Origin of the sequence: Saccharopolyspora antiqui (assembly GCF_052246905.1) — a bacterium.
Taxonomy (GTDB): domain Bacteria; phylum Actinomycetota; class Actinomycetes; order Mycobacteriales; family Pseudonocardiaceae; genus Saccharopolyspora.
In genome coordinates, this window is the sequence record NZ_JBQQBO010000011.1 from 61,343 (window position 1) to 86,214 (window position 24,872).

Below are 24,872 nucleotides of genomic sequence, written 5' to 3' on the forward strand. Positions count from 1 at the left end.
GTGAACCCGAAATGTCGCGCCGCTCGATCGTGGGAGGCGCGCTACGCCGGATGGGTCAGCGGATCAGTTCTGCTCGGCCAACCGCTCGCGCAGGCGCTGCTCGATCTTCGGCGGCAGCAGCTTCGACACGTCGCCGCCGTAGGTGGCGACTTCCTTCACCAACGAGCTGGCCAGGAAGCTGTACAGCGGATTGGTGGACATGAACATCGTCTCCACCCCGGACAGCTGCTGGTTCATCTGCGCCATCTGCAACTCGTAGTCGAAATCGCTGACCGCGCGCAGCCCCTTCACGATCGCGCCGATGCCGTGTTCCTTGCAGTAGTCCACGAGCAGACCGTGCCAGGAATCGATTCGCACGTTCGGCCACGGCGCGGTGACCTCGCGCAGCATTTCCAGCCGTTCCTCGACGCTGAACAGGGTCTTCTTGTTCTTGTTGATGAGCACCGCGACGACGACTTCATCGAACAGCTTCGACGCTCGCACGATGATGTCCAGATGACCATTCGTCACGGGGTCGTAGGAGCCTGGACAAACGGCACGCCTCATGAGCAGGCACGTTAGCAGCAGCCAGGGCGAAGCCCACGACGACGTGGCGTGGGTCACCGATCGTGCAAGGCCCAGTGCACAGCGGTATCGCCGTACCGCTTGGTGCGCAGCGCCCGCAGCGGTGGCGGCCAGTCCGGCTCGCCGCTGCGCACCGCGCGCTCGACGATCACCAGGCTGCCCGGCGCGGTCCAACCGTTCGGGGCCAGCCCGGCCAGCACGCGCCGCAGCGCCTCGGCCGCGAGGTCGTAGGGCGGGTCGGCCAGCACCACGTCGAAGGGCTCCGCCGCCGGGGTGCTGATCAGCGTCTCGGCCTTCGCCTGCTGCACCAGGACCTCGCGGAACCCGAGCGAGGCGGCGTTGCGGCGCAGCAGCCCCGCGGCGCGCCGGTCGGCTTCGACGAACGTGGCGTGCGCGGCGCCCCGGGACAGCGCCTCAAGACCCAGCGCCCCCGAACCGCCGTAGAGGTCCAGCACCCGCGCGCCGGAGAGCTCGATGGCCGATTCCAGCGCGCTGAACAGGGCTTCCCGCACCCGTTCCGAGGTGGGTCTGGTGCCTCGCGGGGGCACCTCGATGCGCCGCCCGCCCACGCTTCCGGCCACGATCCGCGTCACCCGACCATCGTCGCGCACCGGGTGTCGGCCGGTGGTTCGCGGGTTGGGTGCGGCTGCTGATCTGCCGCGCAGTTTACCCCTGGCCACGCGGCTTCTTAGCTCGTGGGAGCGGCAACGCCGCGGCAAGACGGGTCGTAGGCTGACTGGTCCGCCCACTGCGCCAGACCGGGAGAAAGACACAGGTGTCCGAAGCGTCCATCAAGCACGCCGAGATCGCGGTCGAACAGCAGCACGTCGATCGGGTGTACGCCCGGCTCGAAGAGTTGCGCGCCGATGCCGAGGCGATGCGCGACAAGAGCTACGAGTACGGCCGGGAGGCCACCCCCGAGGCGCTCAACGAGCGCGACGTGATGCTCTACCACGCGAACCGGACGCTGCAGGCGCTGAACGCGGAGTCCGAAGGGCTGGTGTTCGGTCGCCTGGACTTCGCCAGCGGCGAGGCCGTGCACATCGGCCGGTTGGGCATCCGCGACCCGCAGTTCGACAACCTGCTGGTGGACTGGCGAGCCCCGCTGGCGGCGGCGTTCTACCAGGCCACTCCCGAACAGCCGCTGGAGGTGGTGCGGCGCCGGGTGATCCGCTCCTTCCGCGAGCAGGTCATCGACGTCTCCGACGACCTGCTGGACCCGGACCGGGCGCCGCAGGACATGCGGGTGATCGGTGACGGCGCGCTGATGGCCGCGCTGACCCGCTCGCGCGGCGACTCGATGCGCAACATCGTCGCCACCATCCAGAAGGAGCAGGACGACGCGATCCGGGCGCCGGAGAGCGGCGTCACCGAGATCACCGGCGGCCCCGGTACCGGCAAGACCGCGGTGGCACTGCACCGCGCCGCCTACCTGCTGTACCGCGAGCAGCGACGGCTCGGCGGCCCCGGGGTGCTGGTGGTCGGGCCGTCGCCGGTGTTCATGTCCTACATCTCCCGGGTGCTGCCGTCGATGGGCGAGCACAACGTCGAGTTGCGGGCGCTCGGCGAGGTGCTGGACGGCATCAGCACGGCCCGGATCGACGATCCGCGCACCGCGGAGATCAAGGGCTCGTCGCGGATGGTCAAGGTGCTGCGGCGGGCCTTGCGGTTGCCGCCGCCGGATGCCCCCGAGCAGCTGCGGATGTTCTACCGCGGCACGGTGCTGAAGCTGCAGGCCGACGACCTGAAGCGGATCCGCCGCCAGCTGCACGGCAAGGGCGGCCAGCCGAACCGGTCCCGGATGCGGGCCGCCGACGCGCTGCTGGAAGCCCTGTGGCAGAAGGCGAAGCAGGCCGCCGACGCCGACTTCCAGCCGGATCGCGCACGGTTGATCACCGAGATCGGCGAGCGCATCGAGTTCCACCGGTTCCTGGTCGCCTGGTGGCCGCCGCTGTACCCGATGCAGGTGTTGCGCTGGCTGTCCGACCCGACGCGGCTGTCCCGCGCCGCGCGCCGGGTGCTGTCGGCCGAGGAGGTCGATCGGCTGGCCAAGTCCTGGACGGAGGTGACCGAGTGGACGGTCGCCGACATCGCGCTGATCGACGAGTTGCGGGTGCTGGCCGGTGCCCCGCCGAAGCACCGCCGGGCCGAAGTGGATGCCGGGCAGTCGCGCCGATCGGCCAACTACGACGAGTACGCGCACGTGGTGGTCGACGAGGCGCAGGACCTTTCGCCGATGCAGTGGCGCATGGTGGGGCGGCGCGGGGCGCACGCGAGCTGGACGATCGTGGGCGATCCGGTGCAGTCGTCGTGGCCCGACCCGGCGGAGGCCGCCGAGGCGCGTCGGGAGGCGTTGAGCACGCAGCGCAAGCACCGCCGGTTCACGCTGCGCACCAACTACCGCAACTCGGCGGAGATCTTCACCCTCGCCGCCGACGCGGTCCGCGACTTGGTCCCGGCGGACGATCTGCCGATCGCGGTGCGCACCACCGGCATCCAGCCGTCGGTGCGCCAGGTGTCCGCCGCCGAACTACCGCAGGCGACCCGCTCGGCGGCGGTCGAACTCGTGGCGGCCGCCGAGGGCACGGTCGGGGTGATCACCACGATGGCCCGGCGCGAAGAGGTCCAGGAGTGGCTGTCTGCTGTGGACGCCGACCGGCTGCGCGTGGTCGGCAGCCTGGAGGCCAAGGGCATGGAGTACGACGCGGTGGCGGTGGTCGATCCCAAGGGCCTGGCCACCGAGTCCAGCACCGGCCGCCGGGCCCTCTACGTCGCCCTGAGCCGAGCCACCCAACAGCTCACCGTCCTCAAGACCGCCTGAAAACCCGTCCCACCACCCCGAGTTCACCCGATGCGGGCGAGGTGAAGGGCACCTTTCACCAAGTTAGTTGGTAGAAGGTGCCCTTCACCTTTCACCCGAACTGGGAACGGGGGTGTTCGCGCCGGGAGGCGGGGCGGGTTTCGGGGCCTCGGCTAGGGGAGCACCTGGACTTCGTCGCCGGGTTGCAGCGAGTCGAAGAAGCGCTTCGCGGCGGTCGTGGACAGGTGGACGCAGCCGTGGGACTGCTCCTGCAGGCTGCCTTCGTGGAACGCCACGCCGGTGTTGGTGAAGAACACCGAGTTCGGCATCGGGGCGTTGTTGAACTCCTTGCTGTGGTGGTCGGCGTCCTTCCACTGCACGTGGAACACCCCGGTCGGCGTCTCCCACCCCGGCTTGCCGCTGGTGATCGGCACCGGCCCGTAGCTGGTGCTGCCGCCATCCTGCAACCACGCCTGCTTGGTGGACAGGCTGACGCACGCCTTGGCCACGGCCTCGCACGGGCTGGGGCTGCCGCCGGTGGCCTGCGCGGTCGCCGTCCCGGCCAGCGCGCCACCGACGGTCAGGGCCGCCGCGGTCAGCGCGGATATCGTCCTGGTGCGCATTGGTTCTCCTCGTGTGGTCACGCCCCCGGCGCCGCACGGTGTCACACGTTCGAGTGATCTGTGTCGCGGGGTCCCCGAACCCGCCGCAATGCCCGATCCGCGCCGGTGATCAACAGCCCTTGACCCTCGCAACCCGGCTCACCTACGTTGGTGTATCAGATATCATGTGGCACAACGAGGTGGTTGCATGCAAGAACCCTCGGCCGTCGCGCAATCCTCGTCCACATCGGACAAGCGACAGCGGCGGACTCAAATTCGCTGGCTGATGGTCATCCTGGTGGCGCTGGCCACCGCCATCGCCTACATCGACCGCGCGAACCTCAGCGTCGCCAGCGACTTCATGCAGGACGAGCTCCAGTTCTCCAACGAGCTCAAGGGCGTCATGCTGTCGTCGTTCTTCTGGACCTACGCGATCTGCCAGCTGCCGGGCGGCTGGCTGGTGGACCGGTTCGGCCCGCGGGCGCTCTACGCGATCGCGGTCGTTTGGTGGTCGATCGGCACCGCCGCAACCGCGCTGGCGCGCGGCTTCGGCGCGGTCATCGGCTGCCGTCTGGTGCTGGGCATCGGCGAGGCGCCGGTGCAGTCGGCCAACGCGCGCGTGGTCTCGGAGTGGTTCCCGCGCCGCGAACGCGCTTTCGCATCGTCCATTTTCGACACCGGATCGGAGTTCGGCAGCGCGCTGTCGGTGCCGCTGGTGACCCTGCTGATCGCGCTGGCCGGTTGGCGCGGCTCGTTCGTGATCACCGGTGCCATCGGCCTGGTCTGGGTGGCGGCTTGGCTGTGGATCTACCGCTCGCCACGCAAGAACAAGTGGACCAACCAGGCCGAAGTGGACTACATCGAGCAAGGCGGCGGGCGCACCGAGGAGAAGGAGCTCGAAGATGGCGGGAAGCAGCCGATGAAGTGGCGGCACCTGTTCCGCTACTCCACCACGTGGGCGCTGGTCGCCGGGTACACCTGCCGGGGCGTGATCATCTACTTCTTCATCACCTGGTACCCGGACTTCCTGGTGAACCAGCAGGGTTTCTCGCTGCTGGAGCTCGGCCTCTACGGTGCGATCCCCGGCCTGGCGGCGATGGTGGCCAACTGGCTCGGCGGGTTGTTCTCCGACTGGCTGGTGCGGCGCGGCACGCCACTGGCGATGGCCCGCAAGATCCCGCTGGTGATCGGGATGCTCGGGGCGTCCACGATCGCGTTGGCCGCGATCGCGCCGAACCCGGTGGCGGCGCTGGTGTTCCTCACCGTGTCCTACTGCAGCGCGGCGGTTTCGACCGGGGCGCTGCTGTCGCTGCCCGCCGACGTCGCGCCGACCCCGCGCAACGTCGCTTCGCTGACCGGGGTGCAGAACTTCGGTTCCCAGCTGGGCGGCATCATCGGCCCGATCGTGATCGGATTCCTGCTCGGCACCGGCCAGTTCGCCTACGTGTGGCCGTTGGCGTTCGCCGGGGCGATGTGCGTGCTCGGCGCCCTGATCTACGCCTTCGCGGTGAAGGTCAAGCCGCTGGACGAACAACAACCCATGTTCGCCAAGAACTGATGTGCTGCCTGACCGCGGTTTCGGGCGCAGCCGCGGTCAGGCTGCCCAAACACGTGCCCAAACACGTGCGCTGGTACTCGCGCTGGGCGACGGTGCGGGTGGCGGAGTTGGCAAAGCTCCCAGCCGCCGTCACGGCGGTTTCCGCCGCGTCAGGCCTGGGCTTTGGCCTGCTCCGCGGTGGCCAGGTTGGTCAGGGATTGCTGGATGTGCGCGCGAACCAGGCGTTCGGCTTCCTCGGTGTTGCCGTCGTTGACGGCCGCGAGGATCTCGGCGTGCTCGACGAACTCCTCGCGCCAGGTCGGCCACCGGTTCCACAGCAGGTTGACCACGCCGAGCGCGGTGAGGTCTTGCAGCCCGTCGAGCTGCGCGATCACCAGGTCGTTGCCGCAGCCCGAGTACAGCGCCCGGTGGAACCGGCGGTTGGCGATGCTCAGCTCGTTGTTGTGGCCGGAACTGAGCAGCCCGGCCGCATCGTTGAGCGCATCCTGGGCTTCTCTGAGCAGTTCCGGCGCGCCAGTGCCGGTGGTCGCCATCGCCGCCCACGGCTCCAACAGCAACCGCACCTCGTACACCTTGCGCACGTCTTCGAGGGTCAGTCGGCGGACGGTGATCCCCTTGTTCGGCACCACCGTCACCAATCCGGTGTGCGCCATGCTGATCAGCGCCTCGCGCACCGGGGTCTTCGACACCCCGAGCAGCTCCGAGAGGCGGCGCTCGACCAGCGTCTCGCCGGGTTTCAGCTCACCGGCCAGGATCGCGTCGCGGATCGAGTCAGCCACCAGATCGGTACGACTGGCGGGCCCGCTCAGGGGACGCAGTCGGGTTGAACCACCGGTCAGTTGGGACACGCCGACGATGATATATCAACGCCGTCGGACTCGACCGGCCGCCTGGGACAACGAGGCGAAATCCAGACTCCGGTGTATCATATACCAAACCGCTGTGAGGGAGTAGTGAGGAACATGCAGCGCACCGTCGCCCAGGCCGTGACCCGCGTGCTCGCCGAAGCCGGAGTTCGACGCGGCTACACCGTGCCCGGCGAGTCATTCCTCGGGCTGCTCGACGCCTTCACCGCCGAACCAGGACTGACCCTGGTGTCGACGCGGCACGAGGGCGGCGCCTCGTTCATGGCCGAAGCCGACGGCAAGCTGCACGGCGTGCCAGCGGTGGCGATGGGCAGCCGCGGCCCCGGCGCGACGAACCTGTCGATCGGCGTGCACACGGCGTACCAGGACGGGACGCCGATGGTGGTGCTGCTCGGCCAAGTGCCCTCCACCAAGCTGGGCAGGGAGAGCTTCCAGGAAGTCGACCTCGCGGCGCTGTTCGCCCCGCTGGCCACCTCCTCGGCCCAGGCGAGCACGGCGGCCGAAGTGCCCGCGCTGGTCGCGGAGGCCCTCGCGCGGGCGGCCGGGCGGCGCCCCGGCCCGGCCATCGTCTCGGTGCCCAGCGACTTCTGGGACGAGCCCTTCACCGACCCGATCCCGGTGCCCCACCACGAATCCGACGACGACCTCCCGGACATCGCCGAGCTCGCGGAACGCGTCGGTGCCGCCGATGCGCCGGTGGTGATCGCCGGAGCCCGCGACGTCGCCTCGCGCCGTGAGCTGATCGCCGCCGCGGAGGAGCTGGGACTGGCCGTCTACAACGGGTTCCGCCGACAGGACTGCTTCCCCGAAGACCACCCGCAGTACGCCGGGCACCTCGGCCTGGGCGTGCCCGGCGACCAGCTCAAAGCGCTGGAGCGCGCCGACCTGGTGCTGGTGCTCGGGATGCGGCTCGACGAGGTCACCAGCCAGGGATTCCGGTTCCCGTTGCCGGGGCAGGAGATCGTGCAGGTCCGCAGCCAGGTGCCACGAGTGCTGCGCGAACTGCGCGCGCAATCCCCGGCGCGGCAGCGCGACTGGTCGGTGGCCAATGCGGCGGTGCGCGAGTTCATGACCCCACCGGACACCGGTACCGGGCAGGGCGTGCACCCGACCGACGTGGTGCGGGCGCTGCGCCGGCTCGCGCCCGCCGACGCCGTGGTCACCAACGATGCCGGGAACTTCTCGGGATTCGTGCACCGCTACTGGTGCTTCACGCAGCCGCGCACGCAGCTCGGACCGTGCAACGGCGCGATGGGATACGGGGTGCCGTCCGCCGTCGCGGCCAAGCTCTCCGCGCCCGAGCGGACCGTGATCGCGATGGTCGGCGACGGCGGCGCGCTGATGACCGGCCAGGAGATCGAGACCGCCATCCGGCATCGGGCCCCGGTGCTCGTGGTGGTCTTCCAGAACGGCCTGTACGGCACCATCGCCCTGCACCAGGCGAAGAGCCAGCGGCAGCTGGCCGCGGTGTCGATCGGTGCGGTGGACTTCGCGGGCTGGGCACGAGGACTCGGCGCGGCCGGTTTCACCGTTGCCGCCCGCGCCGAGCTCGAACCGGCGATCCGCGCCGCGCTGCGGGAGGACCGCCCGAGCGTCATCGACGTGCACACCGACCCGGACGTGCTAACCGCGGACACCCGTCTCGCCGACTTCCTCGAAAACTGAGTGCTGTCCTTGAACTCGTTTTGGATAGCGGTGCGGGTAGCGGAAGAACGAAGACGAGCTCCGAGCGTCGTGAACACGAGCGCGGGCCGCAGCCCGCTGCCGCACTCACGACGGCGCGAGGAGCGCGAACTCGACTCCGGCCCGTTCGGCGACTCCGCGCAGCTGCTCCAGCAGCGCCTCCGGCATCGGAATGCCGTCGCGACCGCGCTCCTCTCGCGCCGTCGCCTGCGGATCCCCGGCGACCTGCACCGGTTGTTCCGGGTCGAGCGGCGGGGTCTCGTGCAACATGTCGATGGCGTCGTCCAGATCGTCCTCGAACGAACCCGCCGCCCGGAACGCCGCCGGATCCAGGGCCAGGAAGAAGTGCCCGAGGTTGTGCGGGCCATCCGGGTGGTCGCGCTCCTGGATCGCCGGGAACGCGCCGCCGCACAGCGTCGCCGCCAGGATGTGCGCCATCATGCCCAGCCCGTAGCCCTTGTGGTTGGACATCTCCGGCGTACCGCCCAGCGGGGTCAGCCCACCGACATCGCTGTCCCTGATCAGGTGCAGCGCCTTCGCCGCGTCCTCCACCGGACGTCCGGCGTCGTCGACGACCCACCCGGTGGGCAGCGGTTTGCGGTAGTAGTCGTAGACCTTGACCTTGTTGACCGCGACGGTCGTGGTGGCCATGTCCAGCAGGAAGTGCGGATTGCGCCGGGCGGGCGCGGCGAACGCGATCGGGTTGGTGGCCAGCCGGGGCACCACCGAGCCGGTAGGCGCCGCGCAGGTCAGGTTCGCCGAGCTGGTGACCAGCCCGATCATGCCCTGCTTGGCGGCCATTTCCGCGTAGTACCCGGCCGCGCCGAAGTGGTGCGAGTTGACCACCGACACCACGCCGACCGAACTCGCCCGCGCCTTCTCGATCGCCAGTCGCATGGCGAAATCGCTGGCCGGGTGGCCGATCCCGGCCTTGGCGTCGACCAGCGCGGATGCCGCGTTCTCACGCACCACGACGGGCCGCGCCCGCAGGTCGATACGACCCTGGGCGCGGAAATTCTCGTAGGCCATCAGCATCGACACACCGTGCGAATCGATGCCGGCCAGGTCGGTGTCCACCATGACCTCGGCGGTGGTCTCGGCCAGATCGGCGTCCATGCCCCACGCGGTGAGAACGTCGACGATCAGCAGCCGCACACGCTCAGCGGGAACTCCCACAACATGCCTCCTTCACGATCTCGGATCACCACCGGCGAACCGGGTGAGCGGCGGTTCTCATCCGACCCGACCGGGCCGGAATTCCGCTCACCCGGCGCCGAACTCACGATTCGCGGGATGCGACCCAGCGCTGGTACTCCGCGCGCGTCGCCTCATCGGGCGGGTAGGTGCCCCGCAACGGCGCACCGGAGTCCACCTTGGACAGCACGAACGCCTCCAGGCGCTCCTGCTCGGCGGCGGCCGCGGCGACCTCGTCGACCAGGTGGCGCGGGATGCAGACCACCCCGTCCCGGTCACCGACCATCACGTCGCCCGGGTACACCGCGACCTCGCCGCACGCGATCGGCAGCTGCATGTCGACCGCGTGGTGCTGGATCAGGTTGGTGTTCGCCGACGGGCTCGCCGCGAAGGTGGGCAGGTCGAGCGTGCTGAACCCGGCCGAGTCGCGAACCGAACCGTCGGTGACCACGCCGGTGCAGCCGCGGTGCAGCAGCCGGGTGCCCAGGATGTGGCCCAGCGACGCGGCGCGCTGCTTGCCGCGCGCGTCGATGACCAGGACCTGCCCCGGCTGCACGGATTCCACCGCACGCCGCTGCGGGTGGTCGTAGTCCTGGTACACCGACAGCACGTCGAGATCTTCGCGGGCGGGGATGTAGCGCAGCGTGAACGCCTCCCCGACCATGTTTTCCCGCAACGGGTTCAGCGGCAGCAAACCTTGCAGGAAGGTGTTGCGCAGACCGCGCGCCAGCAGCTGCGTGGTCAGGGTCGCGGTGCTGGCCCGGCGCAGCGCCTGCCGGGTTTCTTCGGACAGCGGGGAACTTTCGGCCATGAGTCGCCTTTCGTGTGGTGGCGCCGTGACGTGCCGGGTATCCCTGGTGTCCGGAATATCCCTGGCGTGGAGCGTGAGATATCATATACCATTCCGTCGATCGCTCCAGTCCTCCGAAAGGAGCTCTCCGACCATGTCCCGCACCCGGCTCACCGCCGAGCAGCTGCGCAGTCATCGCTGGTTCGGCGTGGACAACCTGCGTTCCTTCGGGCACAAGTCCCGCGCCAAGCAGATGGGTTTCGACGCCCAGGACTACGCGGGCAAGCCGGTCATCGGCATCGTCAACACGTGGAGCGACATAAACCCGTGCCACACCCACTTCCGGCAGCGCGCGGAGGACGTCAAGCGCGGTGTGTGGCAGGCCGGGGGTTTCCCGCTGGAGCTGCCCGCCATGTCGCTGTCCGAGCCGTTCCAGAAGCCGACCACGATGCTCTACCGGAACCTGCTCGCGATGGAAACCGAGGAGCTGCTGCGCTCGTACCCGATCGACGGCTGCGTGCTGATGGGCGGCTGCGACAAGACCACGCCCGGTCTGATCATGGGCGCGACCAGCGTTGACGTGCCATCGATCTTCCTGCCCGCCGGGCCGATGCTCAAGGGCCGCTGGAAGGGCACCACGCTGGGCAGCGGCTCGGACACCTGGAAGTACTGGGCCCAGAAGCGCGCCGGGATCATCGGTGACAAGGAGTGGGGCGAGATCGAGGACGGCATCGCCCGCTCCCCCGGCCACTGCATGACGATGGGCACCGCCTCCACCATGACCGCCGCGGCCGAGGCGCTGGGGCTCACCCTCTCCGGCGGGTCGTCGATCCCGGCGGCCTTCTCCAACCACCCGCAGCTGGCGGTGGCCACCGGGCGGCGCGTCGTCGACATGGTCTGGGACGACCTGCGACCACGCGAGGTGCTGACCCGCGAGGCGTTCGAGAACGCGATCGCGGTGGTGATGGCGATGGGCGGTTCCACGAACTCGGTGATCCACCTGGTCGCGATGGCCGGTCGGGCCGAGGTGGAACTGCCGCTGGAGCTCTTCGACGACGCCTCCCGGAAGGTGCCGGTGCTGGCCAACATCCGACCGTCCGGCGAGTACCTGATGGAGGACTTCTTCGACGCCGGTGGGCTGCGCGGGCTGATGGCCGAGCTCGGCGAACTGCTGCACCGCGAGGCGCTGACGGTCAACGGCCAGTCGCTCGGGGAGAACATCGAGGGCGCGGAGATCCACGATCCCGACGTGATCCGCCGCCGGGACAACCCGCTGTCCGAGCAGGGTGGGCTGGCGGTGCTGCGCGGCAGCCTCGCCCCCGACGGCTGCGTGATCAAGACGACCGCGGCGAGCCCGCACCTGTTGCAGCACAAGGGCCGCGCGCTGGTCTTCGACAGCTACGACGACATGGACGCCCGGATCGACGCCGAAGACCTCGACGTCGACGAGAACACCGTGCTGGTGCTGCGCGGTGCGGGTCCGCTCGGCGGCCCGGGCATGCCGGAGTGGGGCATGCTGCCGATCCCCAAGCGCCTGCTGGAGAAGGGCGTCACGGACATGGTGCGGATCTCCGACGCCCGGATGAGCGGGACCAGCTACGGCACCTGCGTGCTGCACGTCGCCCCCGAGTCGTTCGCCGGTGGTCCGCTGGCGCTGGTGCGCGACGGCGATCTGATCGAACTCGACGTGCCTGGCCGACGCCTGGACGTGCACGTCTCGGATGACGAGCTGGAACGCCGACGCGCGCAGTGGCAGCCACCGGAGCCGGTGTTCACCCGCGGTTACGGCAAGTTGTTCGGCAAGCACATCACGCAGGCCGACAAGGGCTGCGACTTCGACTTCCTGTCCGGGGCGGGCGGTGCCCCCGAACCCGCCATCCACTAGGAGGTTGTGCGGATTGGCGTGCGCAGGGTTGCGGCTCGTGAGTGGATGTTCTGGTAAGAGCCGGGAATCTCACCCACGAGCACGTTCTGCCCAGCTCCGATCGGCGCGCCTCGCAAGAAGCCTTTCCCGATACGCGTTGTCCGTGGCGGCGCGAGACGGGCGGCCCCGTGCGGGAATCGCTGTCGCCGTCCTCGACAACACGTATTTCCGCGTCATCGACCGAATGGAAGTGCTGCGATGAACGACGAGGTTGTGCAGGCGCTGCGCGGCGTCACCGCGATCACCGTGACGCCGTTCGACGAAGCGGGCGCGCCAGACTGGGCCGGGTACGAAGCGCTGGTCGGCCGGATGGCCGAGGCCGGCGTCCCGGTGATCACGCCGAACGGCAACACCAGCGAGTTCTACGCGCTGTCCCGCGCCGAGTGGGAGCGGGCCAACGAGGTCACCGCGAAGGCGGCCGGGAGCTCGGTGGTGATGCCCGGCATCGGCTACGACGTCGCGACCGCCAAGGACATGGCCGCCGCCGTGCGGCGGCTCGGCGCCGCGCTGGCGATGCTGCACCAGCCGGTGCACCCGCACCAGTCCGTGCCGGGCTGGGTGGCGTACAACCGGGAGATCGCGCAGGCCGCGCCGTCGCTGGGATTCGTCCTGTACGTCAAGGATTCCCGAGTGGACGCGGCTGCGCTGGCCGAGCTGTTCGACTCCTGCCCCAACGTGGTGGGCATCAAGTACGCGGTGCCGGACCCGGTTCGCTTCGCCGAGATCTGCCTGACCGTGGGCGCGGATCGCGTCGTCTGGGCCTGCGGCCTGGCCGAACGCTGGGCACCGTCGTTCTGGGCGGTCGGCGCGACCGGTTTCACCTCCGGCGTGGTCAACGTCGCGCCGAAGCTGTCGCTGGACTACCTCGCGGCACTGCGCGCGGGCGACGCGGCCAAGGTGCGGGAACTGTGGGCGCTGATCGCACCGTTCGAAAAGCTCCGCGCCGACAACGCCTCGGCCTACAACGTCGCAGTCGTCAAGGAAGCCCTCGCCCAACAGGGCATCTGCCACCCAACCGTCCGCCCACCAGCAGGAACACTGTCCCCCCAACAACGCCAAGAGATCACAAAAATCCTCACCAACTGGACCCAAACCGGCTACTAGCTGTTGCGGGACATGACGTTGTTGACGGGCCCGATCGCGGCTCCGCTAGGTCAGCTCGCGTTGATTCGTGACTTCTTGACCTTGTTGCCGCAGGTGTTCATGGAGCACCAGCGGCGGTTGCCGGCGCGGCTGGTGTCGAGAAACAGCCCCGCGCATCCAGGGCCTTCGCAGTTCTTGATGCGGCCGCGGTCGGGGCCCCAAGGATGCGGATGGCATCCGTGGCCAGGACCCCGAGGGCGTCACTGACAGGGGTCGTCTCCGTCAGGTGCCATCCTGCGCGTTCGTGTTCCAGCCGGCATCTTGCCGAGCTCGGGCTGAATCGGCGTCGCTTCATCGACCCCAACGGAGACTCGAACCGGGAACCCCAACAGATCGTCGCCCGCCGACCGGGCCACATGGTCCACGTCGATGTGAAAAAGGCCGGCCGCATTCCCGGCGGCGGAGGCTGGCGGGCCCACGGACGCGACATCGACCACGCCCGAGCAATCGCTCGGAGCAAGAAGAAGACCGAACGCGGCGGCTACGTCTACCTCCACTCAGCCGTTGACGGATTCAGTCGACTCGCCTACACCGAAGCCCTGCCTGATGAGAAGGCGGTGACCGCCATCGCCTTCCTTCACCGTGCCCGCGCTTGGTTCACTGCCCATGGCATCACCCGGATCGAGCGGATCGTCACCGACAACGGAGCCTGCTACCGCGCCGACGCCTTCGCACGTGCCCTGCACGAGGCCAGGCATCAGCGAATCACGCCGTATACGCCCCGCCACAACGGGAAGGTTGAGCGCTACAACCGGATCCTCGCAGAAGAGTTCCTCTACGCCCGGACCTGGCTGTCAGAGGATCAACGTTCCGACGCGCTCCGCGTCTGGAACATCCACTACAACTACCACCGTCCTCATACCGCCATCGGGAACCGGCCACCCGCCGCACGACTACGGGGCGGCGTCACCAACGTTCTGGCCTCGTACAACTAGCTCGCAAGTGCGCAACCCGAACCGCACGCTGCTGCACCACCGGGTGCCGGGGACGGAGTCACCCGACTGAGGTCGTGAGTGCGAAAACCGGTTGGAGCCGGTTTTCGCACTCACGACTGTTCGGTTACTGGCCGTCGATGCGGACGAAGGCTTGGGCGGACTGGGCCCAGCGGTAGTGCTCGGTCCAGGTCTGGCCGGTGTCGAAGTCTTCGACCAGCACCGAGATGTCGCCGTGCCACACGGTGAACTCGGTCGGCACCTGCGTCCACACCGGCGGGCTGACCACCGTGCCCAGCGGCCGGATCCCGATGCCGTCCTGGCTGGTGGTCATGGCGATCAGCGCCCGGGAGTACTCCGAGTCGCGCGGCCCGCACTCCATCAGGATCAACGCGTCCTCGACACCCTCGCCGGTGACGTCCGCGTAGCCGATCTCCCGACCGGGCGTGAACCGGTACACCGAGTTCCCGGCCTGCGCGGCCCCGCCGGTGAACGACACGGCCTGCTCCGGACAAGCCCCGACCAGCGGCACGGTGAACTGCGCGTTGCGCCAGTCCACATCCCGCACGCCCGACGCGGACTGCGCCGCCGCCGAACCGCCGCCAGCCACCAATCCCGCGGCGAACACGACGGCCAACGCCGCCACCCACGACTTCCGCATGCCAACCCCCGGTACCTCAAGCGACGGGCAACTCCCGCCAGCACACCGAATACGCCAAACCCGCACCGCCGGTTGCCCAAACCACCTGATGGTGTGGAAGCGCGACCAGGCTGTGGCAATCACGTGCTCCACGGAGTCAACTGCGGCCATGGCCAAACGCAACATAACCATCCAGTTAGACGAGGAAATAATCCATCAAGCAAAGGCGCTGGCGGCAGAAGAAGGCACCTCCGTCAGCGGCCTGATCACTGTCAAGCTCAAGGAGCTCACCGCTGCGAAGCTCCGCTATCGGGAAGCCAAGCAAGCGGCACTGGAAGCGCTGAGCCAAGCGGCGGATCGCGGCGGCATCACGTGGCCACGCGAGGAGCTCTACGACAGGTGAACCAAGCGCTGACGTTCGTCGACACGAACATCCTGATCTACGCGCATGACACCCGCGATCTGAACAAGCACCGCACAGCAGCCTCGATCGTGCGCGATCTCTGGGAGCCCGACAGCGGCGTGTTGAGCACGCAAGTCCTTCAAGAGTTCCACAACGCCGCGACCCGAAAAAGAAAAAGCCGCTGGCCCGTTGGGAAGCACGTGAACGGGTGGCGAACTACAGCGAATGGCGCACCGTCGAGACGGATGCCCTGCTGATCATTTCCGCCAGCAAGCTGGCGGAAGACCACGCTGGCGTTCTACGACGCACTCATCGTCGAGGCCGCATCGCGAGCCGGGGCCACGACCTTGCTCGCCGAAGACTTACAGCACGGCCGACGTTTCGGAAACCTCCTGATCAAGAATCCGTTCCGGAACTAAGCCAGCCGAGGTGCGGATCGTGCGGACAGGCAACTCGCGATAGTCCGACGTAGTCGCCGCTCCTGAAGCGCTGGAGCGAACCGTCCCGGTTGAGGACGGCCCGCTCCAACACGAGATCAGGCGAATTCTAGGAGGAGGTCGCCGCCTTCGACCTGTTGGACTCCGCCAATGGCCACCCGCTTGACCTGGCCGTTCTGCGGCGCGGTGATCGCGGCCTCCATCTTCATCGCCTCGATGGTGGCGATGGTCTGCCCGATCTCCACCACGTCGCCCTCGCTGACCGACAGCGTCACCACACCGGCGAACGGTGCGGGTACGTGACCCGGATTGGACCGGTCGGCCTTCTCCGCGACCGGCAGGTTGGTGGCCACCGACCGGTCGCGCACCTGGATCGGCCGCAGCTGCCCGTTCAGCACCGCCATCACGGTGCGGATGCCGCGCTCGTCGGGTTCGCTGATCGCTTCCAGCCCGATGAGCAGCCGCACGCCCGGCTCCAAGTCGACCGAGTACTCCTCGCCCGGCCGCAGCCCGTAGAAGAAGTCCTTGCTGCGCAACAGCGACGTGTCGCCGAACGCCTCGCGGTGCTCGGTGAACTCCTTGGTCGGTTTGGCGAACATCAGCCGGTTCAGGGTGCCCCGGCGATCCGCCGCCAGCCCGGCCCGGTCCTCTTCGGACAGATCCGCCAACGTGCGCACCGTGGTGCGGCCTTCCAGCGCGCGGGTGCGGAACGGCTCCGGCCAGCCCGCTGGCGGTTCGCCGAGTTCGCCCTGGAGGAACCCGATGACCGAGTCCGGGATGTCGAACCGGCGCGGGTCGGCCTCGAATTCCGCCGGGTCCACCCCGGCACCCACCAGGTGCAACGCCAGGTCACCGACCACCTTCGACGACGGGGTCACCTTCACCAGCCGACCCAGGATCCGGTCGGCCGCGGCGTACATCGCCTCGATCTCCTCGAACTTGTCGCCCAACCCGAGCGCGACCGCCTGGGTGCGCAGGTTCGACAACTGACCGCCGGGGATCTCGTGCTTGTACACCCGCCCGGTCGGCGCGGCCAGCCCCGCTTCGAACGGCTGGTAGATCTTGCGCACCGACTCCCAGTACGGCTCCAGGTCGCACACCGCAGGCAGGTCCAGCCCGGTGGTCCGCTCGGTGTAGTCGGTGGCGGCCACCACTGACGACAGCGCGGGCTGCGAGGTGGTTCCGGCCATCGACGCGGTCGCGGCGTCCACCGCGTCCACACCGGACTGGATGGCCGCCAGGTAAGTGGCCAGCTGGCCGCCCGGCGTGTCATGGGTGTGCAGGTGCACCGGCAGGTCGAATTCCTTGCGCAGCGCGGAAACCAGCTTCGCCGCGGCCGGTGGGCGCAGCAGCCCGGCCATGTCCTTGACGGCCAGCACGTGCGCACCGGCCTCGACGATCTGCTCGGCCAGTCGCAGGTAGTAGTCCAGTGTGTACACCTGCTCGGCCGGGTTGGACAGGTCGGCCGTGTAGCACAGCGACACCTCGGCGATCGACCTGCCGGTGCCGCGCACCGCTTCGATGGCCGGGCGCATCTGCTCGACGTCGTTGAGCGCGTCGAAGATGCGGAAGATGTCGATGCCGGTGTCGGTGGCTTCCCGCACGAAGTGCTCGGTCACCTCGGTCGGATAAGGCGTGTAGCCGACGGTGTTTCGACCGCGCAGCAGCATCTGCAGGCAGATGTTGGGCACCGCCTCGCGCAGCCTCGCCAACCGCTCCCAGGGGTCCTCGGCCAGGAATCGCAGCGCCACGTCGTAGGTCGCACCGCCCCAGCACTCCAGGGACAGCAGCTGCGGCGTCATCCGCGCCACGTACGGTGCGACCGCGAGCAGGTCCCGGGTGCGTACTCGGGTGGCCAGCAACGACTGGTGCGCGTCGCGGAACGTGGTGTCGGTGACGCCGATGGTGTTGGATTCCCGCAGCCAGCGGGCGAAACCTTCCGGGCCGAGCTCGGTGAGCCGCTGCTTGGAGCCCTCGGCGGGCGGCGCGGACAGATCGAGTTCGGGCAGCTTGTGCACCGGGTCCGGGGTGGTCGGGCGTTCCCCGTTGGGCCGGTTGACGGTCACGTCGGCGAGGTAGTTCAGCAGGCGGGTGCCGCGGTCGGCGGAGTGCCGGGCGGTGAGCAGGTGCGGTCGCTCGTCGATGAACGAGGTGGTCACCTTGCCCGCGGCGAAGTCCGCGTCGTCCAGCACTGCCTGCAGGAACGGGATGTTCGTGGACACCCCGCGGATCCGGAACTCGGCGACCGCCCGGCGGGCCCGCGCGACCGCGGTGTTGAAGTCGCGGCCTCGGCAGGACAGCTTCACCAGCATCGAGTCGAAGTGCGCGCTGACGCTGGTACCGGCGAATGCGGTGCCGCCGTCCAGTCGGATGCCCGCGCCGCCCGGCGAGCGGTAGGCGCTGATCATGCCGGTGTCCGGGCGGAATCCGTTGGCCGGGTCCTCGGTGGTGATCCGGCATTGCAGGGCCGCGCCGCGCAGCCGGATCGCGTCCTGCGTCATGCCGAGGTCTTCCAGCGTCTCACCGGCGGCGATGCGCAGCTGCGACTGGACCAGGTCGGCGTCGGTGACCTCCTCGGTGACCGTGTGCTCGACCTGGATGCGCGGGTTCATCTCGATGAACACGTGGCGGCCCTGCTCGTCCACCAGGAACTCCACGGTGCCCGCGTTGACGTAGCCGATCTTGCGGGCGAAGGCGACCGCATCGGCGCAGATCCGGTCGCGCAGCCGCGGGTCCAGGTTGGGTGCCGGGGCGATCTCGATGACCTTCTGGTGGCGGCGCTGCACCGAGCAGTCCCGCTCGTAGAGGTGGATCACGTTGCCCGCGGCGTCGGCGAGGATCTGCACCTCGATGTGCCGCGGGTTGACCACTGCCCGTTCCAGGAAGACGGTCGGGTCGCCGAAGGCCGATTCGGCCTCGCGCATCGCCGCTTCCAGCGACTCGCGCAGGGCGGGCGGCGCGTCCACTCGGCGCATGCCGCGCCCGCCGCCACCGGCGACGGCCTTGACGAACACCGGGAACGTCATGTTCTCGGCGGCGGCCAGCAGCTCATCGATGTCGCGGGACGGCGCCGAGGAATCCAGCACCGGCACCCCGGCCTGGCGGGCGGCGGCGACCGCGGTCGCCTTGTTCCCGGTCATCTGCAGGATGTCGTGGCTGGGGCCGACGAAGGTGATCCCGGCTTCCTGGCAGGCCCGGGCCAGTTCGGGGTTCTCGGAGAGGAACCCGTAGCCGGGGTAGACGGCGTCCGCGCCGGCCTGCCGCGCGGCCTTGATGATCTCGTCGACGGACAGGTACGCGCGGACCGGGTGACCAGGTTCGCCGATCTCGTACGACTCGTCGGCTTTCAGGCGGTGCAGCGAGTTGCGGTCTTCGTGCGGGAACACCGCGACCGTGCCCGCGCCCAGCTCGTACGCGGCGCGGAACGCGCGGATCGCGATCTCGCCGCGATTCGCGACGAGGACCTTGCGGAACATTCCGCCTCCTCGGAGGACAGGTGTCGGTCGGTGTGAGCACAGTACCGCGAAAATTCCTCCTTCCGGGAGAACTTCCCGAGTGATGGTCACCTCCACAAAGCAGATGACCTGCTTAAATGCGAAACCGACACAACAAGTAGCAGTGGAAAAATAATAAAATATTTCGTTCTTGCGAATTTCGTCCCAGCTATTCCTCGCCGCGCGACACCCGGCAAACCGCGCGACCTGACCAAAGCGGTCCTAGCTCGGGCACCACCAACAGGATTGACACCAGACAGCTCGCGCGCACGCCGGAATCCGCCCAGCGATCACTGACACTCCCTGTCTGTGGACCGTCGCTAGCGTCCCCGATCATGAGTGTTGATGTTGAGGAATTCGCCGGACGCTACGCGTCCGTGTGGAACGAGCCGGACCCCGGGCGGCGCCGCTCGGCGATTGCCGCCCTGTGGGCCGAGGATGGTGTGAAGTTCACCGACTCCGTCGAGTGCCGCGGGCACCGGGCCCTGCAGGCGCGTATCACCCAGGCCCACGAGCAACTGGTCGAGAAGGGCGGGTTCGTGTTCCGGGCCGGGGACGCCGCGGGGAATCATGACGCGATCGGTTTCAAAACCTACCTGGTCCCCGCCGCTGGCGATGAGATCGCCTGGACCGGGTTCGTCTTCGTCCGGCTGGGCGAGGATGGGCGCATCCTGCAGGACTACCAGTTCGGCACAAGCTCGCAGCTCGTCAAGCCGACCGACAAGCGTTTCGTCATGACGTTCGCGCCGCACCTCACCATCGACAACGGCCTGATAACGCGGCACCACATGTACGAGGACAGCCTCGCGGTCGCCGAGGCGTTCAACCGGTCCTGACTGGCCTCCGTGGCCCGGGCATGCCCGGACCACGGAGCGGCACGTCCCCGACCTCAGCCGCAGGTTCAGCGGGCACGCGGTAGACACTGGCTACGGAGGCTCTGCTCTTGCTGGTGGGGATTACGGGCTTTCGGGGCGCCGTTGGCCCGCAGGCTGCGGCGTCAGCTGGGGTCAGTCCCCAGCAACCCGAACCGGGCCGTAGTTCGTGCTGTCGCAGCTGCCCCTGCCGGGCGAAAGGCACTCCTGAACCTGCTCAGTGGCAGCACCGCTGCACTGCGGACCAGGCGCCGATCAGCTCTTCTCCAGGTACTCGGCGCGGTCGGCGTCGACGACCTCGGCGACCATCCGGGCCAGGCCGGGCTGGTCGCGGAGCTGGGGGTCTTCGCCGACGAACCGATCGGCCTCCTCGCGGGCCCGGGCGATCACGTCCTCGTCGCGCAGCAGCGACAGCATCTTCAGGCCCGACTTCCGGCCCGACTGCGCCGCGCCGAGGATGTCGCCTTCGCGGCGCAGCTCCAGGTCGAGGCGAGCGAGCTCGAAGCCGTCGGTGGTGGACGCGACCGCGTCCAGCCGCTCCCGCGTGGTGGTGCCCCCCATCGCCTCGGTGACCAGCAGGCACAGGCCCGGCGCGCTGCCCCGGCCGACCCGGCCGCGCAGCTGGTGCAGTTGGCTGACGCCGAACCGGTCGGCATCCATGATCACCATGACGGTGGCGTTCGGGACGTTGACGCCGACCTCGATGACGGTGGTGGCGACCAGCACGTCGAGCTCCCCGGCGGCGAAGGCGCGCATCGCCGCGTCCTTGTCGTCGGCGGGCAGCCGACCGTGCAGGATGCCCAACCGCAGTCCCGCCAACGGCCCGGCGCCCAACTGCTCGGCGACGTCGAGCACCGCCAGCGGTGGCCGCCGCTGCTCGCCGTCCTCCGGCGGCGGCTCCTCGCCGCCCCCGTCGCTGTCGTCCACAGCGGACTTCGCGGGTTTCTTCTTGCCCTTGCCCGAGTTCTCCTCGTCGTCGCCGATCCGCGGGCACACCACGTACACCTGGTGCCCGGCCGCGACCTCCTCGTGGATGCGCGCCCAGGCCCGATCCAGCCAGCCGGGTTTCTCCGCCACCGGAACGACGCTCGTGCTGATCGGTGAGCGGCCGCGCGGAAGTTCCCGCAGCGCCGAGGTTTCCAGGTCGCCGTAGACCGTCATCGCCACGGTGCGCGGGATCGGCGTCGCGGTCATCACCAGCACGTGCGGCGAAACGTCGTCCCCGCCGCGCGCCCGCAGCGCGTCGCGCTGCTCAACGCCGAACCGGTGCTGTTCGTCGACCACCACCAGGCCGAGATCCGCGAACGAAACCCGGTCCTGGATCAGCGCATGGGTGCCGACGACGATCCCGGCTTCCCCGGAAGCCGCCTCCAGCAGGGCCTTCTTGCGCTGCGCCGCGGTCAGCGAGCCGGTCAGCAGCGTGACGCGGGTGGCGTTGTCGGCGCCGCCGAGCTCACCGGCCATCGCCAGCTCGCCGAGCAGTTCGCGCAGCGAGCGGGCGTGCTGCGCGGCGAGCACCTCGGTCGGCGCGAGCATCGCCGCCTGCCGACCGGCATCCACCACCTGCAGCATCGCGCGCAGCGCCACCACGGTCTTGCCGCTGCCGACCTCGCCCTGCACCAGGCGGTTCATCGGATGCTCGGTGGTCAGGTCGACGGCGATCTGCTCGCCGATCTCCCGCTGGCCGTTGGTCAGCTCGAACGGCATCCGCTGGTCGAACTCGGCCAGCACCCCGTCGTCGCGCCGCTGGCACACCGGCGCCGGGTGCGACTTCGCCGCGCCGCGCAGCTGGGCCAGCACCAGCTGCACCGCCAGCGCCTCGTCCCACTTCAACCGGTCCTGCGCGGCCGCCACTTCGGCGAAGCTCTGCGGGTGGTGGATCTTGCGCAGCGCCGACTCCAGGTCGGCAAGTCCCATCCGGTCGCGCAGCTCCACCGGCAGCGGGTCGTCGGTGCCGCCCCAGACGTCCAGCACCTGGCGCACGCACTGCCCGATCGACCACGACGGCAAGCCCTGCGCCGCCGGGTAGACCGGGATCAGCGCGGCGGCGAACTCCTCGGCGGCCGAACCGAGATCCGTGCTTTCGGAGTCGAACAGCTGGTACTCCGGGTGCGCCAGTTGCAGCTGGTTGCGGTAGGCGGTGACCTTGCCCGCGAACATCCCGCGCCGACCGGGCAGCAGCTCGCGCTCCCGCCACGCCTGGTTGAAGAACGTGCAGCTCAGCGAGCGGTGCCCGTCGGTGATGCGGGCTTCCACGATCGTGCCGCGGCGGGACTTCATGGTGCGCTTGCTGACCCGCTCCACCTGCGCGAGCACGGTGGCGTGCTCACCGATCTCCAGTCCTGCGATCGCGGTCAGCTCGCCGCGTTCGGCATAGCGGCGCGGGTAGTGCCGCAGCAAATCGCCCACGGTGGCCAGGCCGAGTGCCGAATCGAGCGCTTTGCCGGTCTTGGCACCGAGCACCCGGTCTAGCTTCGCGTCCAATGTGGTCACCGCTTGTCCTCCGCGTCACCGGTCGTCCAGCCGGACAGGCACACCGCAAATTATCGGACAGCACCGACGCCGTCGATCAGTCGGTGGCCGCCACCCGCTCCCGCACGCCCTGGCTGCCCAACCGCCAACCCAGCCAACCCGCGAGCGGCCCGGCCAGCAGCAGCCAGCCCTGGCCGGTGAGCTCGGCGGCGTCCCGGAAGTCCGGGGCGTCCAGGTTGGCGACCGTGGTCAGCACGACGGTGCCGAGCATCAGCGAACCGAAGACGCCCAACGCCGCACCGGCCCACGCCAGCCCGCGTCGCCGCAGCACCCCGCGGAACCCGAACACGCTCCAGACCGCGGCGACCACCAGCCACCAGACGATCTTGCCGAACAGGAAATCGCGCAGCGAACTGGAACTCTCGGGTGACCCGGACGACGCCCACTCGACCGCGATCGGCTCGGGCAACCGAGGGCGCAGCGCCAGCGGGATGGCGATCATCAGCAGCGCGACGAGCACGGTCCAGCCAGCGACGAACCACAGATATCGGTTTCGGAAACTCACTGGGCGCTCCCCCGGTCACTCGACGACCAACAACGACAGTAGCGCCACGGCACCGGAGCCGGTCGGCTGGTCAAGCGGTCGCGACGGACTCCGGCCGAGGCTGCGGACCGACCGGCCACCGCCGCAGCAGGAGCGCCGCGACCAGGGCCATCAGCACCCATCCCACCAGGCCGAAACTTCCGGCGATGACCGGGTTCGGCGGTTCGGCCGCCGAACCCAGCAGCAGCGGCAGCCCCCCGACGGCGTTGAACGCCCCGTGGGCGAGCACCGGCGGCCACACGCTGCCCGAATGCAGTCGAAGCCAACCCATCACGACCCCGAAGATCACGCAGAAACCGGTGAACATCGGCGCCGCCCAGGGGCCCAGCTGCGGGTAGTTGTAGCCGAGCAGGGTCAGCGGTGCGTGCCAGACGCCCCAGATCAGCCCGGACAGCCACAGCGCACGCCAGGTCCCGAACTCGGTCAGCCGGGGCACCAGCCAGCCGCGCCAGCCCCACTCCTCGCCGAAGGCCAGCACCGAATTGATCAGCGGTGCCACGAAGACCACCACGATCACCTGGAGGAGCACCAGGATCTCCGCGCTGATCGGCAGGCTCTGACCGGCCAGCCCCTGCCGAACCAGGCTGAACCCGTCGAGATCCACTGCGAGCAGGCCGAGCGCCGCGCTCACGGCCACGGCCACGGCGCTGAACAGCACGATGCCGAACCAGGCGGCCAACATCAGCACGACGGTGCGCCCCTTGCGCGGCCCCAACCCCAGGCCGGTGGCACGGGCCCACTCGCTGGCCGGTGCGCGGTGGTCCAGCAGTCGCACCGCGAGCACCCCGAGCGTCGGGGTGAACATCATGATGCTGGCAAGCCACAAGAAACCGCTGCTCAAACCCCCAGCGATCCACATCGGCAGCGCCACCAGCCAAGCACCCCCCAGCGCGACCAGCAGGTAGACCCACAAATCCCCACGCATGCCGTCCCCTTTCACAGCACTGAGCGTTCGGTGATGAGCGCGTTGACCAGTTCCGCGCCGCGGTCCGGTTGATCGACGCTGATGATGAAGTCGCGGCCGGATGTCAGCCGCAGGACAAGGCATTCGCCGCCGCGCAGCATGATCGCGGTGGTGTGGGGACGCGACCGGTAGCCCCACCCGCCGACCTCCAGCGCGTGGCGGGTATCCACGCGCGCGCTTTCGATGCGTGCCAGTCCGATTCGTCGCACCGGCCAGCGTTGCGGCCCGAACGCCGCGCGCACGCCGCGTTCGTCGGCCTGCACCCGCGCTGATGACAAGGCCAGGCACGCCAGACCGGCGAGCAGCGGGGCCAGCGCGAGCTGCCACGAGTTCAGGACGAGGGTCGCCGCGCCGCCGAGCACCGCGAGTCCGCCGAGGGTCCGCAGCAGCGGGCTGGACACCGACGACACCCAGACCGCGCGTTCGTCCGGTTTCAAGGTCAGCTCGGCGCCCGATTCGAGGTACTGCGCGGGTTGGTCCGGCCCCCGGTTGCCCGCGAACCAGCCAACCCAGCCCGCGAGCCCGGCGAGAACGAGCGCCGGAATCACCTGCCAGTTCAACGATCCGGCCTGCCGCCAAGCGACGGCATCGAGATTCGCCGACACGGTCAGCGCCGCCAGCCCGCAGACGAACACCCCACCCGCGGCCAGTGCGGCACCCGCAGCGGCCCGGACGCGCCGCCGCTGCCCGTCGCGCGCAACGGGCAACAGGGCTCCGGTGGAGATCACCAACCAGACCAGGAGCAAGACGATCAGGAAGGCGCCAACCGACAGCGAGTCGTTGGGGGCGCCGGAGAATCCCCAGTGCGAGGCGATCGGATCGGGCAGCCGGTCGCGGAAGGCGAGCACCTCCACCAGCAAGGCCGCCGCACCGGCCACCACCCACAGACCGGCGATACCGAGGAATCGAGTCCGATAACTCATCGCGCCT

Annotated in this window: 21 protein-coding genes and 1 pseudogene; 9 read left to right on the top strand and 13 right to left on the bottom strand. The window is 69.2% G+C overall.

Going from position 1 to position 24,872, the window contains the following annotated elements; all coding sequences use genetic code 11:
* Positions 1 to 63: 63 nt before the first annotated feature.
* Positions 64 to 546, bottom strand: a complete 483-nt coding sequence (gene coaD, locus ACTWQN_RS18745) for a pantetheine-phosphate adenylyltransferase (RefSeq protein ID WP_443204794.1) — start codon at positions 544 to 546, stop codon at positions 64 to 66.
* 53 nt (positions 547 to 599) lie between these two features.
* Complete coding sequence (gene rsmD / locus ACTWQN_RS18750; protein ID WP_443204795.1) at positions 600 to 1,157, bottom strand: 16S rRNA (guanine(966)-N(2))-methyltransferase RsmD; 558 nt, start codon at positions 1,155 to 1,157, stop codon at positions 600 to 602.
* Positions 1,158 to 1,339: 182 nt separating this feature from the next.
* On the opposite strand from rsmD, the gene ACTWQN_RS18755 reads away from it, so the two are divergent.
* Positions 1,340 to 3,385: a HelD family protein gene (locus ACTWQN_RS18755; protein ID WP_443204796.1), complete on the top strand. Its 2,046-nt coding sequence runs from the start codon at positions 1,340 to 1,342 to the stop codon at positions 3,383 to 3,385.
* 152 nt (positions 3,386 to 3,537) lie between these two features.
* On the opposite strand, the gene ACTWQN_RS18760 is transcribed toward ACTWQN_RS18755, so the two are convergent.
* Positions 3,538 to 3,987 (bottom strand): L,D-transpeptidase, encoded by a 450-nt coding sequence (locus ACTWQN_RS18760; protein ID WP_443204797.1) that lies wholly within the window; start codon positions 3,985 to 3,987, stop codon positions 3,538 to 3,540.
* A 187-nt stretch (positions 3,988 to 4,174) separates the two neighbouring features.
* On the opposite strand from ACTWQN_RS18760, the gene ACTWQN_RS18765 reads away from it, so the two are divergent.
* A complete protein-coding gene (locus ACTWQN_RS18765; protein ID WP_443204798.1) occupies positions 4,175 to 5,524 on the top strand; it encodes an MFS transporter in 1,350 nt (449 codons plus the stop codon).
* Positions 5,525 to 5,673: 149 nt separating this feature from the next.
* Here the strand turns inward: ACTWQN_RS18765 and ACTWQN_RS18770 are convergent, their stop codons facing one another.
* Positions 5,674 to 6,372 carry a GntR family transcriptional regulator gene (locus ACTWQN_RS18770; protein WP_443204799.1) on the bottom strand — a complete coding sequence of 233 codons (699 nt, stop codon included), beginning with the start codon at positions 6,370 to 6,372 and terminating at the stop codon, positions 5,674 to 5,676.
* Between the two features lie 114 nt (positions 6,373 to 6,486).
* On the opposite strand from ACTWQN_RS18770, the gene ACTWQN_RS18775 reads away from it, so the two are divergent.
* Positions 6,487 to 8,055 carry a thiamine pyrophosphate-dependent enzyme gene (locus ACTWQN_RS18775; protein WP_443204800.1) on the top strand — a complete coding sequence of 523 codons (1,569 nt, stop codon included), beginning with the start codon at positions 6,487 to 6,489 and terminating at the stop codon, positions 8,053 to 8,055.
* A 105-nt stretch (positions 8,056 to 8,160) separates the two neighbouring features.
* On the opposite strand, the gene ACTWQN_RS18780 is transcribed toward ACTWQN_RS18775, so the two are convergent.
* Positions 8,161 to 9,249 (bottom strand): Ldh family oxidoreductase, encoded by a 1,089-nt coding sequence (locus ACTWQN_RS18780; RefSeq protein ID WP_443204801.1) that lies wholly within the window; start codon positions 9,247 to 9,249, stop codon positions 8,161 to 8,163.
* Positions 9,250 to 9,352: 103 nt separating this feature from the next.
* Positions 9,353 to 10,078, bottom strand: coding sequence for a ribonuclease activity regulator RraA (locus ACTWQN_RS18785; RefSeq protein ID WP_443204802.1), 726 nt, complete (start codon positions 10,076 to 10,078; stop codon positions 9,353 to 9,355).
* 133 nt (positions 10,079 to 10,211) lie between these two features.
* Here ACTWQN_RS18785 and araD point away from each other — a divergent pair, with 133 nt between their 5' ends.
* Positions 10,212 to 11,942, top strand: coding sequence for an L-arabinonate dehydratase (gene araD / locus ACTWQN_RS18790; protein ID WP_443204803.1), 1,731 nt, complete (start codon positions 10,212 to 10,214; stop codon positions 11,940 to 11,942).
* A 237-nt stretch (positions 11,943 to 12,179) separates the two neighbouring features.
* The gene (locus ACTWQN_RS18795; protein ID WP_443204804.1) at positions 12,180 to 13,085 is read left to right on the top strand and encodes a dihydrodipicolinate synthase family protein; all 906 of its coding nucleotides are present in this window, start codon (positions 12,180 to 12,182) and stop codon (positions 13,083 to 13,085) included.
* A gap of 50 nt (positions 13,086 to 13,135) precedes the next feature.
* Here the strand turns inward: ACTWQN_RS18795 and ACTWQN_RS18800 are convergent, their stop codons facing one another.
* Positions 13,136 to 13,264, bottom strand: a complete 129-nt coding sequence (locus ACTWQN_RS18800; RefSeq protein ID WP_443204935.1) for a CGNR zinc finger domain-containing protein — start codon at positions 13,262 to 13,264, stop codon at positions 13,136 to 13,138.
* 111 nt (positions 13,265 to 13,375) lie between these two features.
* On the opposite strand from ACTWQN_RS18800, the pseudogene ACTWQN_RS18805 reads away from it, so the two are divergent.
* Positions 13,376 to 14,059: pseudogene (locus ACTWQN_RS18805) on the top strand (integrase core domain-containing protein); the annotation flags it as partial.
* Between the two features lie 124 nt (positions 14,060 to 14,183).
* On the opposite strand, the gene ACTWQN_RS18810 reads toward ACTWQN_RS18805, so the two are convergent.
* Positions 14,184 to 14,717 carry a hypothetical protein gene (locus tag ACTWQN_RS18810; RefSeq protein WP_443204805.1) on the bottom strand — a complete coding sequence of 178 codons (534 nt, stop codon included), beginning with the start codon at positions 14,715 to 14,717 and terminating at the stop codon, positions 14,184 to 14,186.
* A 148-nt stretch (positions 14,718 to 14,865) separates the two neighbouring features.
* On the opposite strand from ACTWQN_RS18810, the gene ACTWQN_RS18815 reads away from it, so the two are divergent.
* A complete protein-coding gene (locus tag ACTWQN_RS18815) occupies positions 14,866 to 15,099 on the top strand; it encodes a DUF6364 family protein (protein WP_443204806.1) in 234 nt (77 codons plus the stop codon).
* Positions 15,096 to 15,356 (top strand): PIN domain-containing protein, encoded by a 261-nt coding sequence (locus ACTWQN_RS18820; RefSeq protein ID WP_443204807.1) that lies wholly within the window; start codon positions 15,096 to 15,098, stop codon positions 15,354 to 15,356. The genes ACTWQN_RS18815 and ACTWQN_RS18820 overlap by 4 nt, the downstream gene beginning before the upstream one ends.
* Positions 15,357 to 15,634: 278 nt before the next feature.
* Here ACTWQN_RS18820 and ACTWQN_RS18825 read toward each other — a convergent pair whose 3' ends face one another.
* A complete protein-coding gene (locus tag ACTWQN_RS18825) occupies positions 15,635 to 19,012 on the bottom strand; it encodes a pyruvate carboxylase (RefSeq protein ID WP_443204808.1) in 3,378 nt (1,125 codons plus the stop codon).
* Positions 19,013 to 19,407: 395 nt separating this feature from the next.
* Here ACTWQN_RS18825 and ACTWQN_RS18830 point away from each other — a divergent pair, with 395 nt between their 5' ends.
* Positions 19,408 to 19,866 (top strand): nuclear transport factor 2 family protein, encoded by a 459-nt coding sequence (locus tag ACTWQN_RS18830; RefSeq protein ID WP_443204809.1) that lies wholly within the window; start codon positions 19,408 to 19,410, stop codon positions 19,864 to 19,866.
* Positions 19,867 to 20,157: 291 nt separating this feature from the next.
* Here the strand turns inward: ACTWQN_RS18830 and recG are convergent, their stop codons facing one another.
* The 4 genes from recG to ACTWQN_RS18850 form a co-directional block, all read right to left on the bottom strand.
* The gene (recG, locus tag ACTWQN_RS18835; protein WP_443204810.1) at positions 20,158 to 22,395 is read right to left on the bottom strand and encodes an ATP-dependent DNA helicase RecG; all 2,238 of its coding nucleotides are present in this window, start codon (positions 22,393 to 22,395) and stop codon (positions 20,158 to 20,160) included.
* 76 nt (positions 22,396 to 22,471) lie between these two features.
* Positions 22,472 to 22,939 (bottom strand): hypothetical protein, encoded by a 468-nt coding sequence (locus tag ACTWQN_RS18840; RefSeq protein WP_443204811.1) that lies wholly within the window; start codon positions 22,937 to 22,939, stop codon positions 22,472 to 22,474.
* 70 nt (positions 22,940 to 23,009) lie between these two features.
* On the bottom strand, positions 23,010 to 23,903 hold the full coding sequence (locus tag ACTWQN_RS18845; RefSeq protein ID WP_443204812.1) for a CPBP family intramembrane glutamic endopeptidase: 894 nt from the start codon (positions 23,901 to 23,903) through the stop codon (positions 23,010 to 23,012).
* Between the two features lie 11 nt (positions 23,904 to 23,914).
* On the bottom strand, positions 23,915 to 24,865 hold the full coding sequence (locus ACTWQN_RS18850; protein WP_443204813.1) for a DUF1648 domain-containing protein: 951 nt from the start codon (positions 24,863 to 24,865) through the stop codon (positions 23,915 to 23,917).
* Positions 24,866 to 24,872: the final 7 nt, after the last annotated feature.